This window comes from Sphingomonas yabuuchiae, assembly GCF_001477495.1.
Taxonomy (GTDB): domain Bacteria; phylum Pseudomonadota; class Alphaproteobacteria; order Sphingomonadales; family Sphingomonadaceae; genus Sphingomonas; species Sphingomonas yabuuchiae_A.
Genome location: NZ_LDTF01000056.1, coordinates 1 through 15,773, shown reverse-complemented (window position 1 = coordinate 15,773; position 15,773 = coordinate 1). Strand labels below are relative to the sequence as shown.

The following is a 15,773-nucleotide window of genomic DNA, read 5'->3' as shown; positions in this document are numbered from 1 at the left end:
GATGGCGGCGGCAGCCCTCGTCATCGCGCTGGGGGGCGCGGTGGCGGCGTGCGACGGTTCGAAGCCGCTGATCCAGCAGCACGATGACGGCGACGACGACAAGGTCGGCCCGTTCCCGGCGGCGGACCGGCCGGTCGCCGACGTCGTCTCGTCGCGCTGGTCGAGTGAGGATGCGCGCGACCGCCTGCGCGAGGCGGATCAGGTCATGGACCGGGCAAAAATCCGCCCCGGCATGACGGTGGCCGATATTGGCGCGGGTGAGGGCTATTATACCGTCCGCCTGGCGCAGCGAGTCGGCAAGACGGGGCGCGTGCTGGCCGAGGACATCGTCGCCGCGTGGCGCGACCGGCTGGCCGAGCGTGTCTCGCGCGAGCGGCTGGACAATGTCAGCGTCCGGCTGGGCGAGCCCGCCGACCCCAAGCTGCCGCCCACCAGCTTCGACCGCGTTCTCATGGTTCACATGTATCATGAGATCGAGCAGCCCTATGAGTTCCTCTGGCGGCTGTTTCCCGCGCTGAAGTCCGATGGGCTGGTCGTGGTGGTCGATGCCGATCGTCAGACCAAGGCGCACGGCACCCCGCCCGCGCTGCTGAAATGCGAGTTCGAGGCGGTCGGCTTCACCCAGGTGTCGATCGAGAACATGCCCTCGGCTGGCGGCTATCTGGCGACCTTCCGCGCGACCGGCCCGCGTCCCGATCCCAAGGCGATCCGTCCCTGCCGGATGCAGGATAATTAGGGCGGGCTTTCCCCTCCTTGTTCCTCCCCTTGCGCGGGAGGAATACGCCCATCAATGAGTCACCGCGGCCACGACAAATTTGGAACATGACAGCTTTGTCATGTATTGATCCCGTATCGGCCCTGCCTGGTGCCGATAGACCACCGGCCAGCATAAGCCGGGGTCCCGCAGAAGGAGATGATGATGAACATGCTTTTGATCGCCGGGCTCGCGCTCGGTGGTGTTGTGGCCTCCGACGGGGCGCTCGAACATCGTGTCCAGCTCGACCATCATACGGGGCCGGTCGCGGTCCGCTACAGCGCCGATGTCGGCGTGACCCATAAGCAGATCGGTGCGGTGACAACCGGCGGCCGTCCCTCGACGCTGCGCTGCCTGTGGAGCGCCAATGTCACCGTCCACCGCGAAGCGCGCGGGCCCAGCGGCACGGCGCTGATGCGCAGTGCCGCGCAGGATCGCGTGATCGAGGGCAGCCGCCCCGGCTGGTGCAGCACCAACCGCGCCGCCATCGCACAGGAGATCGCTCAGCGCCAAGACGCGGTGCGCGACCACCTTCAGGCCGTGGCGCAGGAAGACCATGGCTTGCTGCGTGCCGAGATGGATCGCCTTCATGCCGAGACGCGCGCCGGATGATCTTTCGTACCATTGCTTTGGGTGCCGTATTGGGCACCGCCATCGCCTCGCCGCTCCTCGCGCAGGAGCGGCCTTCGATCGGCGTCGAAGTGAACAGCGACGAGAATCGTCGTGGCCTGAGCTGGAGCGGGGGGCGGGTATCGCCCTCCGCCGATATCTTCTCGACGAGCGGACCGTTCGAGGCGAGCGGCCGGATCGTGGCGCTGCGTGAATCGGCGCGGCATGGCGGCGCGGAGGTGGTCGGCGACCTGACCCTCGGTGCCTCCACCCTGCTGGGCCCGGTGACGGTGCGCGGACGGGTGACCGGGCATCTGTTCGGCGGGGCGGGCTTCAACGCCGATTATGTCGAACTGGGCGGCTCGGCGGCCTATACGCTGGGTCCGGTGCAGGTCGATGCGGGTGCCGACTATGCGCCGTCGCAAAGTGCGATCGGCGGCGACAATCTCTATCTCCACGCGGGCGCGCAGGCGGGCATACCGGGCACGCCCTGGACAGTGCTGGCCGGGCTCGGCCACTCCTCCGGCAAGACGGACGATCCGTTCCGCGCCGCGAGGCTCCGACCCGGTGGCGATTATAGCGACTGGCGGGTCGGGGTGCAGCACATCACCGGGCCGGTGACGTTGGGCCTCGATTATGTCGGCACCGACGTGTCGGAGCGGGCGGCCTCCGCCTTTCCGCTGGCCGATGCGCGGCATTCGGGGGATCGGATCGTCGGGCGGGTGCGGTTCGGGTTCTGAGGCGCGCTCATGGCTGGCCACGGGCTCTCCCCTCCCGCAGGCGGGATGGGGGAGGGGAGGCCCCAGGCGTGATCCCCCGTCCCGGAGGAGGGGCTTTCAGAGCATTCCCCCTTCCCGCAGGCTGGTGACCACTCCGCAGCCTAAGATCAGGTGGTCGAGCAGCACCACATCCAGCGCCGCGAGCCCCTGCGCCAGCCGCCGGGTCAATGACAGGTCGGCGGGACTGGGCCGGGTATCCCCATCGGGGTGGTTGTGCGCGATCAGCACCGCGCTCGCCCCCATCAGGATCGCATCGCGGGCGATCCGGACCACCGGGACCGTCACCGAATCATGGCGGCCCGCGACATGGCGCAAGCCCAACAGCATCCGTTCCGAACCCAGATAGGCGATCCCCATCGCCTCCCTGTCCCCACGATCCAGCTCGCCGAACAAGGCCAGCGCGTCGCGGCGCGTGGCGATGTGGAGGGGAGGGCGGGGCGAGCGGGACACGACCAGCCCTGCATCATGCTGGGCGCCGACACAGCTTTATCCCGCGCCGATCCGGTTCGGCTTGGCGGGGGACGCGCACGGCGCTAGGCCCGGGGCATGCGGCAATATCTCGATCTCATGGACCGGGTCCTGACCCAGGGCGTGCAGCAGATGGACCGGACCGGCACCGGCACGCTGTCGGTCTTCGGCCACCAGATGCGGTTCGACCTGGCCAAGGGCTTTCCCGCCCTGACCACCAAGAAGCTCCACCTGCGCTCGATCATCGTCGAGCTGTTGTGGTTCCTGCGCGGCGACACCAATGTCCGCTGGCTTCAGGATCGCCGGGTCAGCATCTGGGACGAATGGGCCGACGAGCAGGGCGATCTCGGCCCCGTCTATGGCAAGCAGTGGCGCGATTGGGCGACGGCGGACGGCCGTCATATCGACCAGATCGCCGAACTGGTGGAGCAGATCCGCACCCAGCCCGCCTCGCGCCGCCAGATCGTATCGGCCTGGAACCCCGGCGATCTGCACGCCATGGCGCTCGCCCCGTGTCATTGCCTGTTCCAGACCCATGTCGCTAATGGCCGCCTGTCGCTGCAACTCTATCAGCGGTCGGCGGACATCTTCCTGGGCGTGCCGTTCAACATCGCCTCCTATGCGCTGCTGACGCATATGCTGGCGCAGCAATGCGACCTGGAGGTGGGCGAGTTCGTCTGGACCGGCGGCGACTGCCATCTGTACCTGAACCATCTGGAGCAGGCCAAGACCCAGCTAGGTCGCGAGCCGGGCGTGTTGCCGCGCCTGGAAATCCTGCGCCGCCCGGATGCCATCGACGGTTACGAGCCCGAGGATTTCGTGCTGCACGACTATGTCGCGCAACCCCATATCAAGGCACCGGTCGCGATATGATCACGCTGGTCCTCGCCCGCGCGCGAAACGGGGTGATCGGGCGCGATGGGGGGCTGCCCTGGCACCTGCCCGCCGACCTGAAGCGGTTCAAGGCGCTGACCATGGGCAAGCCGATGATCATGGGCCGCAAAACCTTCGACAGCTTTCCCGCGCCGCTGCCCGGACGACGGCATATCGTCCTGACCCGCGACCGCACTTGGAGCGCACCGGGTGCCGAGGTCGCGCACGACGTCGCGGGCGCGCTTGCGCTGGCGGGCGAGGGGCCGGTGGCGGTGATCGGCGGGGCGGAGATCTTCGACCTGTTCCTGTCGCATGCGGACCGGATCGAACTGACCGAGGTCGACGCGGAACCCGCCGGCGATGCGGTGGTGCCCGCCTTTGCCGGATGGCGCGAAATCGACCGCCAGACGCACCCGGCCGAAGCCGGTCGCCCCGGCTATGCCTTTGTCGCCCTGATGCGCGCTGGAGCCGTTAACCCCAATTGTTGCTAATGCGACTTCATTTGGACTTTCAATTTGCCTAGCGTGACACTTTGCGCGTCAATCCCGATGCGCGATGGTCCTATCGAGCAGGCAATGCCGGATGAGCTGGAGTAGTGAGCGGGGGGGCCGCATCGACCGGGTGTCGATGCGGAGGGTGACTGGAATGCCGAGCATGAGGCCATGCTGTTCCTGGCGGCGCACCGGCTGGAGCGGACGCCGCACAGCCATGCGCTGGCACTCTATGCCTTGCGCCACCCCGGCAGCGCGCTGGGCCAGGAGGTCGCGCGCCGGACCGATGGCGGCGTTCGCCTGACGGCGATGGACGTCGAGTCGCTGCGTCCGCTGCTGCGCGCGCATGAAGAGGCGCGGCGGGGGCATGGCGAATGGCAACGCGACCTGGGCGTTCAGGCCGAGCGGCTGGAGTCGCTGACCAGCGATGCGCGACAGATCACCCGCGACCTGACCAGCGACATGGCGGCATTGTCCGATGGGCCGGGGACGGCGGACACGACGGATATCGCCGGTCTGCTCGCCCAACTGACGACGCGAATCACCCGTACGGAACGGGAGCTGGCCACCTTGTCGGGTAGCATCGTGGCCCTTCGCGAACGGATCGATGCGGCGTCGCGCGAGCAGGATGTCGATCCGTTGACCGGGGTGATGAGCCCGACCGGAGCGCGATCGCTGATCGCCGAACTGCCGGACCTCGGGCATGGCTATGTCCTGGCAACCTGCGGGTTGGACGATCGGGACGATATCGTGGAGCGCCATGGCCGGACGGTCGCGGACAATGTCCTGCGCACCTTTGTCGCGACGCTGCGCGAGGCCTGTCAGGGGGCCGATATCATCCGGTGGCAGGACAATCTTTTCCTCGTGCTGCTGCGCGGTCGCCCCCTGTCGCAGCTGACGTTGATGATGGAGGCGGCGCGCACGGCCATGCTGGCCCGCACGCTTCGGCTGCGCGGAACGGGCGAGCCGATCGGAGCCGTAACCCTGTCCGCCGGCATCGCCACGGGCCAGGGAGTTCCCATGGCGGAGGTCCTGGAGCGCGCCGAGGCCTTTCGTGCGATCGCGACCGCTGGACAGGGGAATCGCGTGGTGTCGCGCGCCTAGCCAATTCGGCGCGGCCTGTTATAGCGCGGCCCATGCAGCGTGTTGACGGCGCGGGACCCATCCCGGCGCATCTGGCGGGCGGAATCGTCGCGCTGGGCAATTTCGACGGGTTCCATCTGGGGCATCAGGCGGTGGTCGGTGCCGCCGTCGCCCGTGCGCGCGCCGAGGGGCGACCCGCGCTGGTCGCCACCTTCGACCCGCACCCGATCCGCTATTTCAAGCCCGACGCCGCGCCCTTTCGCCTGACCACGCTCGACCAGCGCGAGCGGCTGTTCGCGGCCGCTGGCGTCGATGCGATGATCGTGTTCCGCTTCGACGAGGAACTGGCGGCGCTGTCGGCGGAGGATTTCGTCCAGCAGCGCCTGTTGGGCGCCTTGCAGGTCGGCGGCGTGGTGACGGGCGAGGACTTCACCTTCGGCCGCGCGCGCAGCGGCGATGTGACGTCGCTGCGCGCCTGGGGCCGGGCACACGACTTTTCTACCGATGCGGTGGCGCCGGTGATGCTGGACGGCGAGACGATTTCGTCCAGCCGGATTCGCGCCGCCCTGACGGCGGGCGATCCGGAGACGGCGGCGCGATTGCTGACCCGGCCCTATAGCATCCAGGCCGTGGTGCAGCATGGCGACAAGCTGGGCCGCACCATCGGCTATCCGACCGCCAATCTCGACATGGGCGAATATCTGCGCCCGGCTTACGGCATCTATGCGGTCCGCGGGCGGCTGGACGACGGGCGGGTGCTGGACGGTGCCGCCAATCTGGGCATCCGGCCCCAGTTCGATCCGCCCAAAGAATTGCTGGAGCCGCATTTCTTCGACTTCAGCGGCGACCTGTACGGACAGCGCCTGTCGGTCGAACTGATCGCCTATCTGCGGCCCGAGGCGAAGTTCGATTCGCTCGACGCGCTGGTCACGCAGATGGACGCGGATTGCGCCCGTGCACGCGAGATACTGTCGTCGCATAATCCGGCATGACGTGTTAACCTAAAGTCGTTAAGGGCGTGTCCCCTATGAGCGACGCGCCCGATTACCGCGACACCGTCTTCCTGCCGAAGACCGATTTCCCCATGAAGGCGGGACTTGCCGCCAAGGAACCGGCGATCCTGGATCGCTGGGCCAGGATGGGGCTGTACGACCGCCTCCGCCGGGAGCGCGAGGGGCGCGAGCGGTTCATCCTGCATGACGGCCCGCCTTATGCGAATGGCGACATTCACATGGGCCATGCGCTCAACAAGGTGCTGAAGGACATCATCGTCCGTTCGCAGACCCTGATGGGCAAGGACGCGCCCTATGTCCCCGGCTGGGACTGTCACGGCCTGCCGATCGAGTGGAAGGTCGAGGAGGCGTATCGCGCCAAGAAGCTGAACAAGGACGAGGTGCCGGTCGCGCAGTTCCGCGCCGAGTGCCGCGCCTATGCCGACACCTGGGTCGGCACGCAAAAGGCGCAGTTCGAGCGGCTGGGCATCATGGGCGACTGGGCGAACCCGTACCTGACCATGACCTATGACGCCGAGGCGGTGATCGCCGGCGAACTGTTGAAGTTCGCCGAATCGGGCCAGCTCTATCGCGGGGCCAAGCCGGTCATGTGGTCGCCGGTCGAAAAGACCGCGCTGGCCGAGGCCGAGGTCGAATATGAGGATATCGTCTCGACCCAAATCGATGTCGGATTCGAGGTCGCATCCTGCCCCGAATATCCCGATCTGGTCGGCGCGCTGGCGGTGATCTGGACGACCACCCCCTGGACGATCCCGGTCAACCAGGCGCTGAGCTATGGCGAGGCGATCGACTATCTGCATTTCGAGTGCGACGGCCGCCGCTATCTGGTCGCCGAGCCGTTGCTGCCCGCCTTCACCAAGCGCACCGGCATTGCGATGAAGGGCTTCATCGCGCTGGCCAAGGGGCCGGTGCTGGAAGGCGCGACCGCGCTCCACCCGATGCACAAACTGGGCGGTTTCTTCGCCAAGCCCCGTCCGTTCCTGCCGGGTGAGTTCGTCACCACCGACGCCGGCACCGGCCTGGTCCATATGGCTCCGGATCATGGCGAGGACGACTTCCTGCTGTGCAAGGCGAACGGCATCGATCCGGTCTTCGCGGTGCAGGGCGACGGCACCTACCGCCCCGACTGGGCATGGCTGGGCGGTCAGGGCAGCGTCATCAACAAGAAGTTCGTCGCCGCCGACGGGCCGATCTGTTCGGACCTGCGCGAGGTCGGTGCGCTGCTGTCCGCCTCGGACGATTTCCAGCACAGCTATCCGCATAGCTGGCGGTCCAAGGCGAAGGTCATCTTCCGTGCCACGCCGCAATGGTTCATCCCGATGGACCGGCCCGACACGACGATGGATCCCGGCCTGGCGCTGGCCAATGTCGATCCGATCTCGGGCGTGACGCCGCTGCTGACCATGCCGCTGGGCAATGGCGCGACGCTACGCCAGACCGCGCTGGACGCGATCGAGCGCACCCGCTGGGTTCCCGAGCGCAGCCGCAACCGCATCCGTTCGATGGTCGAGGGGCGTCCCGACTGGGTCATCAGCCGCCAGCGCGCCTGGGGCGTGCCGATCGCGCTGTATGTGAACCGCCAGACCGGTGAGTATCTGGCCGACAAGGCGGTCAATGCCCGCATCCTCGACGCCTTCCGCGCAGGCGGGGCGGATGCGTGGTTCACCGCCGATCACCAAGCGCTGCTCGGGGCCGACTATGACCTTGCCGATTTCGAGCCGGTCAACGACATCCTCGATGTGTGGTTCGACTCCGGCTCGACCCATGCCTTCGTGATCGAGGCGCGGTACGGCGAGGGCACGCGGGCGAACCTGTATCTCGAAGGGTCGGACCAGCATCGTGGCTGGTTCCAATCGTCGCTGCTGGAGTCGTGTGGCACGCGCGGTCGCGCGCCGTATGACGCGGTGCTGACCCACGGCTTCGCGCTCGACGGGCAGGGGCGCAAGATGTCCAAGTCGCTGGGCAATGTCGTCGATCCGCTGAAGATCATCGGCGAGTCGGGGGCCGACATCCTGCGCATCTGGACCGCCTCGACCGATTATTTCGAGGATGTCCGCATCGGCAAGGAGGTACTGGCCACCGCCTCGGACAGCTATCGCAAGCTGCGCAACACCTTCCGCTATCTGCTCGGCGCGCTCGACGGGTTCACGGAGGAAGAGCGTATCTCGTTCGACGCGATGCCCGAGTTGGAACGCTATGTCCTGGCCCGTCTGACCGCGCTCGATACCGAGCTGCGCCGCGCGGCCGAGGCGTTCGAGTTCAACCGCTATCTGCGTGCGCTGACCGATTTCGCGAACGAGGACCTGTCGGCCTTCTTCTTCGATATCCGCAAGGACTCGCTCTATTGCGATGCCGCGACCGATCCCAAGCGTCGCAGCTATCGCACCGTGGTCGACATCCTGTTCCATGCGTTGGTCCGCTATGCCGCGCCGATCCTGTGCTTCACGGCCGAGGAAGTGTGGCAGTCGCGCTTCCCGTCGGAGGATGGCTCGGTCCATCTGCTCGAATGGCCGAAACTGCCGCAGCTGGGCGAGGACGAGGCGCTGATGGCGCGCTGGACCGAGATTCGCGGCCTTCGCGCGCAGGTGACCGAGGCGATCGAGCCGCTGCGTCGCGAAAAGACCGTGCGTTCGTCCAACGAGGCCGAGGTGACCGTGCCGTCGCTGCCACTGGAGCCGCACGCGCTGGCCGAGGCGTTCATCGTTGCCGATGTCAGCCTGGCCGAGACGGTGTCCGTGACCCGCACCGAAAAGCACAAATGCGGTCGCTGCTGGCGTCACCTGCCCGATGTGGCGGCGGACGGAGAGCTTTGCGGTCGTTGTGCCGAGGTGGTCGCACATGGCTAATCTGCCCAAGCGTGGACTGGTGACGGCGCTGGCGCTGTTCCTGGTCGATCAAGTCATCAAATGGGCGGTGGCCGGGCCGATGGGCCTGCGGTCACTGGGTGACGTTCGTGAGATCATGCCGATCTTCAACCTGCGTTTCGTGCCCAATTACGGCATTTCGCTGGGCCTGCTGACCGCCGACAGCAGCGCGTCGCGCTGGGCATTGGTGGCTATGACCGGGGCGATCGCGCTGGCGGTCGGTTTCTGGATGACGCGCGAGCGCAATCCGGTCGATCAGGTCGCGCTCGGCTGTGTGCTGGGCGGCGCGCTGGGCAATATCCTCGACCGGGTGCGCTTTGGTTATGTCGTCGACTTCGCCGATCTGCACTTCGGCGAGTGGCGTCCCTTTTTGGTCTTCAATGTCGCCGATGCAGCGATTACGATAGGCGTTCTGGTTTTGCTGGCCCGCGCGCTTCTCGTGCGTGACCGGCCCGCTCCCGTGGAGAAGAGCAATGCGTAAGTTGGTGCCCGTCATCGCAGGTCTGTCCTGCGCCGCGTTGCTGACGGGATGTGGGGCCGGTCGTGGCCTGGACCGGGCGCGCCCCGACGAATTCGCCGTCGCGCGCCAGCCCTCGCTGGTGATCCCGCCCGACTTCGCGCTGGTCCCGCCGCAGCCGGGCGCCGCCCCGGTCCAGACCCGTAGCGGCCAGCAGCAGACGCTGGATGCGCTGTTCGGCGGTCAGGCGGCGCGCAGCCAGTCCGAATATGGCCTGGTGCAGAATGCCGGGGCCGATAGCGCCGATACGGGCATCCGCTCGTCGGTCGGCGATCCCGGTACGAACGTCGTCGACAAGGGCGCGACGACCCGCGACATCGTCGCCGCCCCCGAAGGCGACGGCCAGGACGCCCGCGCCGCCACCAAGTGACGCCGCACGACGATTGAGGAAAAGGGCCGGGGGCGGATCGCCTGTCCGGCCCTTTTTGATTGAGGTCTTATTCCTCCCCTGCAAGGGGAGGGGGACCATGCGGAGCATGGTGGAGGGGGCGTGCGGCAATGGCCGCCATTCGCGGCGATCCCCCTCCGTCAGGGCTTCGCCCTGCCACCTCCCCGTGCCGGGGAGGATCAGGTCAGGACCCAGGCACCGGCGCGCCGCCTTCACCGCCAGCGTTCGGCGCGGGCTCCGGGGCGATCTTGAACCGCACCCGGTCGACACAGCCGGTATAGCCCTGCGGACTGCTCGGCAGCTTGGCGTCGCGGATCATGCCCAGCGCCTGCGTCCCGAACTCATCGGAGGGTTGGGCCGCGATGACCCTCAGATTGCCCGTCTGGCCCCAGGGCGCGACGTCATAGCCGATGACCGCCCAGCCCTCGATCGAGCGGCGGCGATAGGATTCGGGAAAGCGAAGCTGCGGCGGCACGGCCCAGCCATGTTCGTCGGGGCAGTTGCCCGCGAGCTTGGTGGCGCGGATCGCCTCGGGCATGTCGGGGGCGGGCAGCTTCGCCGCGACGCGCCAATAGGGATAGAGGCACCCGGTCTTCGCCCCCTTGGTAAAGCGCGACTCGCGGATCGCCTTCAGCGCAGCGCCATCCAGTGCCCGGTTGCCGGTGCCCGCCAGCAGCGCCGCCCCACGCGTCCGTCCGCTCGCATCGATGTCGTACCGGATCATCGACCAGTCCTGCACGCCGGGGGTCGCGGCTATGGTCGCGAAGTCGGGGAAATGCCGTTCGAGCGGCTGGGGCTGGGGATTGGTCAGGCAGTCGCCAGCCGCCTCGCGAATCCGCTGCCACCCTTCGTCCGGCAGCGGCCCCGACACCGGGTGGACCGTATAGGCCATCAGTTCCTGCGCATCCGCCGCCATCAGGGCGCTCCCGCGCATCACATAGGTGACGGAGCAATCCTGTTGCGGCGACCGGGCGGCAAAACGGCTGGCGGCCAGCGCGGGCGCGACATCCTCGGACAGGGGCACATAGGCCATCGTTTCGCGGGTCAGTGAGACCGGACGACCGCTCGGGTCGATGGCGAAGCGGAGGGTCACGGCGCGCTGCGTCTCGTTGCCGCTCCAACCCAGCTGGTTCCAGGGCCGCCGGATCGGCTGTCCCGTCACCGCCACGCCATTGCACCGTATCTCGCCCGGCATCCACTGGACCAGCACCCGGCCCGAGACACCGGGCTTGACCGGGGCGATGGGGACGGCATTCTGGAGCGACCAGGCCGCGGCGGATGGAACGACAAGCGCGGACAACAGGCCGTAGGACAGGGCAGCGTGGCGGAACCGGATCATCGAACGCACTCCACGACAAGAGAGCGTCAGCTTAGGCGCGCCTTTGGCACAAGGCGAGGGGGCTTCCCGGCCCCGGTCATGGAAAAGGGCGGCGCCGTCACCGGCACCGCCCCTTCACCCCCGAAATGCCATTATATGTCCTAGAAAGCGGCGGTCAGCGAGAACACCACCGTCGCATCCGAGATCGAGGCGCCCCCCGGCGTCTGATATTGCGAGAAGTTCGGCTGGATATAGGCGGCCTTCGCCTTGGTGATGTCGGTGTCGATATAGGACACGTTGAAGGTCAGGTTCTTGTACGCCGCGACATCGGCGCCCAGCGACCAGTCCCAGTAGCTGCCGGTCGGCGACAGGCTGGTGCCGTTGGGGCCCAGGCCCGGATTGCCCTTGGAATAGCCGATATGCGCCTTGGCGGTGATCGGCGTACCCGGAATGCCCGCCGCGCCGTCGCCGGTCAGATAGACGTTATCCCAACGCTGGCCCCGGCTGTACGAGGTGTTGGAGAAGTTGCCGAGCGAGGTCTGCTTAGGAGCGTAATAGGCCCCCGCGGTCAGCGTCGCGGGACCGGCGGTGCCCGACAGGCGACCGAAGAACTCGACCACATCGGTCTCGGACGCGCCACCCGGATAGGTGTACCAGGTCACGCCCGCATCGACGGTCGCGGTGCCGTATGTGTGCTTGTACCCGGCAATGCCGTCCAGTTCCATATTGGCGCCGCCGAACGTGCCCCAGCCCGCCAGGTTCGACGCGAAGGTGCCGATATAGAAGCCGCTTTCATGCGCGACGGTCAGTGCCGCCTGGACGGCGGCGTTCTTGTTGGTCTGCGACACGCCGCGAAGACGATAGTCGGTCAGGATCGCGGCGCTGCCGCTGACCGTGATCGGCGAGGGCGGCGCGGTGTCCGCACCGGCGCTATCCTGCGCAAAGGCGGGCGTCGCGGCGACCAGCGAGAGGCCGCCAAGGAGGATCGTGGAGAAGCGCATCGTTTCCCTTTCAAACGGAAATTCGATGTTCTCACCTGCAACCTCGCATCGGTGCGGCCTCTATGTGTCGGGTCAAACCCGGCGGACCGTCTGCCTTGGCGAGTGGTGAAAGATTGGCAGGCCGTGGTGCGCTGCACAAGTATAATCGAACGCTGAATGATGCTCGGATGACGCGATGTTGCGTGAATAACACAGATCAGGCGTCGAGATTTTCGTGCCGAACCCCCGTCGGCAGCGATCGGATATGGATGTCACGCTGGGGATAGGGCAGGCCGATGCCATGCTCTTTAAAGAGGAACCACAGGCGGTTGAGCACGTCGGAACGGACGTTGCCGACGCCGCTTTCCGGGTCGCTGATCCACGCCAGGATTTCATGCTGGAGCGCATAATCGCCAAAGCTCATCAGCCAGACGGTCGGCTTGGGGCTTTTCAGGACGCGTGGTGATTCGCGCGCGGCGCGCAGCATCAGTTCCTGCGCCAGCTTCAGGTCGTTGTCATAAGCAATCGAAACGGGAATGCGGACGCGGACGTTACGGTCGGAATAGGACCAGTTCTCCACCTCCTGCGTCATCAGATTCTCGTTGGGAATCAGATGCTCCTTGCCGTCGCGGGTGATGATCGAGACGGCGCGCACCCCGATCTTGTTCACCCAGCCGATTTCGTTCTGGAGCGCGATGACGTCGCCCGGCTTGATCGAGCGGTCCATCAACAGGATGATCCCGGCGATCAGATTGCCGATCGTCTTCTGCAATCCGAACCCGATCGCCAGGCCGAACCCGCCCGAGAACAGTGCCAGGCTGGTCAGGTCGATCTCCAGCAGGTCCATCGCGAAGAAGAAGGCGAGGACGACGATGGCGATGCTGGCGAGTTTCTGCGCGAGCAGCTTCTGCGTCGGGTCCAACCCGCGCGCATGGCCGATCCACTGCTCGGTGATGCGCGTGACGGCACGGGTGACGGCGAGAATCGCGATCACCGTGACCAGCATCGTCACCAGCAGCATGACCGAGAATCGCCGCGAGCCGATGGTAAAGCCGATCTGCTCGGCCAGGCGGCTGACCGGCTCCAGCCCGCCGATCTCGCGGCTGAACAACGCCACGAAACACACGATGGCAAAGACCCAGGCCAGCCAGCGCGGCAGGTTCAGCCCGCGCAGCAGCTGGAACCCCGCGCGCGCCACCGACGCACCCAGGGCCAGCCCGATCGGCACCCCCGCCAGCGAATCCCACGGCCAGATCGCGCCCAGCGTCATCAGCAGGAAGGCAGCGGTGCCATGCCGGGTGATCGCGCAGATCCGCGCGTGCAGTGCCTCGCCCTTGGCGATGGCGAAACGCTGCACCATAGCGGCGATGGGCGGGCCGAGCTTGCGCCCCGCGATCACGCCGCCCGCCAGCATGGCGAGCGTCAGGACCGAGGCGACCGCCGCCTCCATGGCCTCGGCGCGGGTCGGCAATTCAATGCCGCTCGCCTGAAGCCATTCGAACAGGGTCATCCGCGCGCGGCCCGAAAGCGGGCAAGCCCCCGGTCGAGATCGGCGATCAGATCGTCCACATCCTCCAGCCCGATCTGGAGCCGGATCAGCGGCCCGGCGAAATCACGCCTGGTCACGCTGCGATAGCGATGCGGGTCGGCCGGGATAGCGAGGCTCTCATAGCCGCCCCAGCTGAACCCGAGTCCGAAATGCGCGAGGCCATCGAGCATCGCGGTGCGCGCGGCGTCGTTGCCACCGTCGAGCACGAAAGCGAACAACCCGCTCGACCCCAGGAAATCCCGCGCGAACACGTCATGGCCGGGACAGGAGGGCAAGGCGGGATGCAGAACCTGCGCCACGCCCTGCTGTTCGGCCAGCCATTTGGCGATGGTCAGCGCGCTGGCCTGATGCTGGGCGAGGCGGACGCCCATGGTGCGCAGGCCCCGGCTGCCCAGATAGGCGTCGTCGGGACTGGCGACCTGCCCCAGCTGGAAACTCGTGTCGCGCAAGGCCGCCCAATGCGATGGCGCGGCGGTCACCGACCCCAGCATCGCGTCCGAATGGCCGACGATGTACTTGGTGCAGGCCAGCACCGTCAGGTCGACGCCCTTTGCGATCGCCGGGAAGAAGAGCGGCGTCGCCCAGGTGTTGTCGAGGATCGTGGTGATGCCCCTGGCCTTGGCAACTTCGACGATGGCGGGAATATCCTGCACCTCGAACGTCAGTGAACCGGGGCTTTCGAGAAAGATCGCGCGTGTGGTCGGGCCGATCAGCTCGGCAATGCCCGCGCCGACCAGCGGATCATAGAAGCGCGTCGTGATTCCCATCCGCGCGAGCAAGCCGGTCGCCAGCCCACGCGTCGGGTCGTAAGCGCTGTCGACCAGCAGCAGTTCGTCGCCGGGCGACAGCACGGACAGCAAGGCCGCCGCGATCGCCGCCACGCCTGAGGGGTAGAGGAAGGTCGCCTCCGCCCCCGGCTCCAGGCTGGTCAGCGCATCGGCCAGCGACCATTGGGTGGGCAGGCCCTTGCGACCGTAGAACAGCTTCTCGTGCAGATCGCCCGCACCGGTGGCGCGCATATGGGCGACATTGTCGTACAGCACCGTCGAGCCGCGCCAGACGGGGACGTTGACCACGCCCTTGGTCCATTCCGCGCGGCGGCCCGCCTGGACCAGACGGGTGGCGGGCTTGATGGGCAGGTCGTCGTCGGTCATCGTCTCAAGCGTCTTTCGCTTTGGGGGTGCTGGGGTCGGAGCCCCATTCGGTCCAGCTGCCGTCATAGACCGGCGCCAGGCCGCCGATCCGCTCCGCCCCGAAGGCGAGGACGCAGGCGGTGATGCCGGAGCCACAGGTGGCGACCATCGGCCTGGCGGGATCGACCCCGGCGGCGGCGAATTCGGACGCGATGGCGTCCGGGGATTTCCAGCGACCATCGGCCTCGAACAACCGGGAATAGGGCAGGTTGAATGCGCCGGGGATGTGGCCGGGCTCGACACCGGGGCGTGGTTCGGGCTCGGCTCCGGCGAAGCGCCCGGGGGAGCGCGCATCGACGATCTGGGCGTCACCCGCCTCGACATGGGTGCGGACCTCGCGAAGGCTGCGCACGCGGGCCAGATGGGCTTGCGCGAGGAACAGGCCGGGGGCTTCGGGTGCGCCCGCCGGGCCGACCATCACGGGATGCCCTGCCGCTGTCCAAGCCTCCAGCCCACCGTCGAGCAGCGCCACCGATGGCGCACCGAAGAGGTTGAGCAGCCACCAGACCCGTGCGGAACTGTGCAGCGGCGACCGGTCGTAGAGGACGATCCGGTCGGCATGGCCGACACCCGCCTCGCTCAGCACATGGGCGAAATACTCGGCCGGGGGCAACGTCATCGGCAGGTCGCTGTCGGGATCGGCGAGCGCCCCCATCGGCAGGAAGCGGGCGCCGGGGATATGCCCGTCCTCGAATCCGCGTCGGGCCCTGGTGCCGTCCGGGTCGTCGAGGAAATAGGTGACGTCGAGGATGCGCAGGTCCGCCTCGCCTGCGATGGCGGCGAGCTCTTCCGGGGTGATGAGTGGCGGCATCTTGGGGCTCCTCGGTCGGTGGGTCCGTACCTAGGCGCGTTGGGGGCGGGGTCGCAAGCGGGGCGCGGTAAGCCCCTCCCGCA

16 protein-coding genes are annotated in these 15,773 nt (G+C 67.4%); 10 read left to right on the top strand and 6 right to left on the bottom strand.

Annotated elements, in window-relative coordinates:
- Position 1 precedes the first annotated feature (1 nt).
- From NS355_RS10950 to NS355_RS10940, 3 genes are all read left to right on the top strand, one after another.
- On the top strand, positions 2 to 736 hold the full coding sequence (locus NS355_RS10950; RefSeq protein WP_058745766.1) for a class I SAM-dependent methyltransferase: 735 nt from the start codon (positions 2 to 4) through the stop codon (positions 734 to 736).
- 189 nt (positions 737 to 925) lie between these two features.
- Positions 926 to 1,366 carry a hypothetical protein gene (locus tag NS355_RS10945; protein ID WP_209445069.1) on the top strand — a complete coding sequence of 147 codons (441 nt, stop codon included), beginning with the start codon at positions 926 to 928 and terminating at the stop codon, positions 1,364 to 1,366.
- Entirely contained in the window at positions 1,363 to 2,103 is a 741-nt protein-coding gene (locus NS355_RS10940) for a TorF family putative porin (RefSeq protein ID WP_058745751.1), read from the top strand. The genes NS355_RS10945 and NS355_RS10940 overlap by 4 nt, the downstream gene beginning before the upstream one ends.
- A 96-nt stretch (positions 2,104 to 2,199) precedes the next feature.
- Here NS355_RS10940 and NS355_RS10935 read toward each other — a convergent pair whose 3' ends face one another.
- On the bottom strand, positions 2,200 to 2,592 hold the full coding sequence (locus tag NS355_RS10935) for a JAB domain-containing protein (protein ID WP_058745750.1): 393 nt from the start codon (positions 2,590 to 2,592) through the stop codon (positions 2,200 to 2,202).
- Between the two features lie 96 nt (positions 2,593 to 2,688).
- Here NS355_RS10935 and NS355_RS10930 point away from each other — a divergent pair, with 96 nt between their 5' ends.
- The 7 genes from NS355_RS10930 to NS355_RS10900 all read left to right on the top strand — a co-directional run bounded on the left by NS355_RS10930 (position 2,689) and on the right by NS355_RS10900 (position 9,821).
- Positions 2,689 to 3,483, top strand: coding sequence for a thymidylate synthase (locus tag NS355_RS10930; protein WP_058745749.1), 795 nt, complete (start codon positions 2,689 to 2,691; stop codon positions 3,481 to 3,483).
- The gene (locus NS355_RS10925) at positions 3,480 to 3,974 is read left to right on the top strand and encodes a dihydrofolate reductase (protein ID WP_058745748.1); all 495 of its coding nucleotides are present in this window, start codon (positions 3,480 to 3,482) and stop codon (positions 3,972 to 3,974) included. The genes NS355_RS10930 and NS355_RS10925 overlap by 4 nt, the downstream gene beginning before the upstream one ends.
- A gap of 171 nt (positions 3,975 to 4,145) precedes the next feature.
- A complete protein-coding gene (locus NS355_RS10920; RefSeq protein WP_058745747.1) occupies positions 4,146 to 5,078 on the top strand; it encodes a GGDEF domain-containing protein in 933 nt (310 codons plus the stop codon).
- A gap of 32 nt (positions 5,079 to 5,110) precedes the next feature.
- Entirely contained in the window at positions 5,111 to 6,049 is a 939-nt protein-coding gene (locus tag NS355_RS10915) for a bifunctional riboflavin kinase/FAD synthetase (protein WP_058745746.1), read from the top strand.
- 35 nt (positions 6,050 to 6,084) lie between these two features.
- Entirely contained in the window at positions 6,085 to 8,916 is a 2,832-nt protein-coding gene (ileS, locus tag NS355_RS10910; protein WP_058745745.1) for an isoleucine--tRNA ligase, read from the top strand.
- A complete protein-coding gene (lspA, locus tag NS355_RS10905; RefSeq protein WP_058745744.1) occupies positions 8,909 to 9,415 on the top strand; it encodes a signal peptidase II in 507 nt (168 codons plus the stop codon). Before ileS ends, lspA begins: the two co-directional genes overlap by 8 nt.
- A complete protein-coding gene (locus NS355_RS10900) occupies positions 9,408 to 9,821 on the top strand; it encodes a DUF3035 domain-containing protein (RefSeq protein ID WP_056436649.1) in 414 nt (137 codons plus the stop codon). The genes lspA and NS355_RS10900 overlap by 8 nt, the downstream gene beginning before the upstream one ends.
- A gap of 202 nt (positions 9,822 to 10,023) precedes the next feature.
- Here NS355_RS10900 and NS355_RS10895 read toward each other — a convergent pair whose 3' ends face one another.
- The 5 genes from NS355_RS10895 to NS355_RS10875 form a co-directional block, all read right to left on the bottom strand.
- Entirely contained in the window at positions 10,024 to 11,178 is a 1,155-nt protein-coding gene (locus tag NS355_RS10895) for an energy transducer TonB (protein WP_244489654.1), read from the bottom strand.
- 140 nt (positions 11,179 to 11,318) lie between these two features.
- Complete coding sequence (locus NS355_RS10890; protein ID WP_084787844.1) at positions 11,319 to 12,158, bottom strand: TorF family putative porin; 840 nt, start codon at positions 12,156 to 12,158, stop codon at positions 11,319 to 11,321.
- Between the two features lie 196 nt (positions 12,159 to 12,354).
- Positions 12,355 to 13,647: a mechanosensitive ion channel family protein gene (locus NS355_RS10885; protein ID WP_058745743.1), complete on the bottom strand. Its 1,293-nt coding sequence runs from the start codon at positions 13,645 to 13,647 to the stop codon at positions 12,355 to 12,357.
- Positions 13,644 to 14,840 carry a cystathionine beta-lyase gene (metC, locus tag NS355_RS10880; protein ID WP_058745742.1) on the bottom strand — a complete coding sequence of 399 codons (1,197 nt, stop codon included), beginning with the start codon at positions 14,838 to 14,840 and terminating at the stop codon, positions 13,644 to 13,646. Before metC ends, NS355_RS10885 begins: the two co-directional genes overlap by 4 nt.
- A gap of 4 nt (positions 14,841 to 14,844) precedes the next feature.
- Positions 14,845 to 15,690 carry a sulfurtransferase gene (locus NS355_RS10875; RefSeq protein ID WP_058745741.1) on the bottom strand — a complete coding sequence of 282 codons (846 nt, stop codon included), beginning with the start codon at positions 15,688 to 15,690 and terminating at the stop codon, positions 14,845 to 14,847.
- Positions 15,691 to 15,773: the final 83 nt, after the last annotated feature.

Coding starts and splice junctions, on each gene's coding strand:
- NS355_RS10900 (WP_056436649.1), top strand. CDS start 9,408: ATGCGTAAGTTGGTGCCCGTCATCGCAGGTCTGTCCTGCGCCGCGTTG.
- NS355_RS10890 (WP_084787844.1), bottom strand. CDS start 12,158: ATGCGCTTCTCCACGATCCTCCTTGGCGGCCTCTCGCTGGTCGCCGCG.
- metC (WP_058745742.1), bottom strand. CDS start 14,840: ATGACCGACGACGACCTGCCCATCAAGCCCGCCACCCGTCTGGTCCAG.
- NS355_RS10930 (WP_058745749.1), top strand. CDS start 2,689: ATGCGGCAATATCTCGATCTCATGGACCGGGTCCTGACCCAGGGCGTG.
- lspA (WP_058745744.1), top strand. CDS start 8,909: ATGGCTAATCTGCCCAAGCGTGGACTGGTGACGGCGCTGGCGCTGTTC.
- NS355_RS10940 (WP_058745751.1), top strand. CDS start 1,363: ATGATCTTTCGTACCATTGCTTTGGGTGCCGTATTGGGCACCGCCATC.
- NS355_RS10945 (WP_209445069.1), top strand. CDS start 926: ATGCTTTTGATCGCCGGGCTCGCGCTCGGTGGTGTTGTGGCCTCCGAC.
- ileS (WP_058745745.1), top strand. CDS start 6,085: ATGAGCGACGCGCCCGATTACCGCGACACCGTCTTCCTGCCGAAGACC.
- NS355_RS10915 (WP_058745746.1), top strand. CDS start 5,111: ATGCAGCGTGTTGACGGCGCGGGACCCATCCCGGCGCATCTGGCGGGC.
- NS355_RS10920 (WP_058745747.1), top strand. CDS start 4,146: ATGCTGTTCCTGGCGGCGCACCGGCTGGAGCGGACGCCGCACAGCCAT.
- NS355_RS10925 (WP_058745748.1), top strand. CDS start 3,480: ATGATCACGCTGGTCCTCGCCCGCGCGCGAAACGGGGTGATCGGGCGC.
- NS355_RS10875 (WP_058745741.1), bottom strand. CDS start 15,690: ATGCCGCCACTCATCACCCCGGAAGAGCTCGCCGCCATCGCAGGCGAG.
- NS355_RS10895 (WP_244489654.1), bottom strand. CDS start 11,178: ATGATCCGGTTCCGCCACGCTGCCCTGTCCTACGGCCTGTTGTCCGCG.
- NS355_RS10950 (WP_058745766.1), top strand. CDS start 2: ATGGCGGCGGCAGCCCTCGTCATCGCGCTGGGGGGCGCGGTGGCGGCG.
- NS355_RS10885 (WP_058745743.1), bottom strand. CDS start 13,647: ATGACCCTGTTCGAATGGCTTCAGGCGAGCGGCATTGAATTGCCGACC.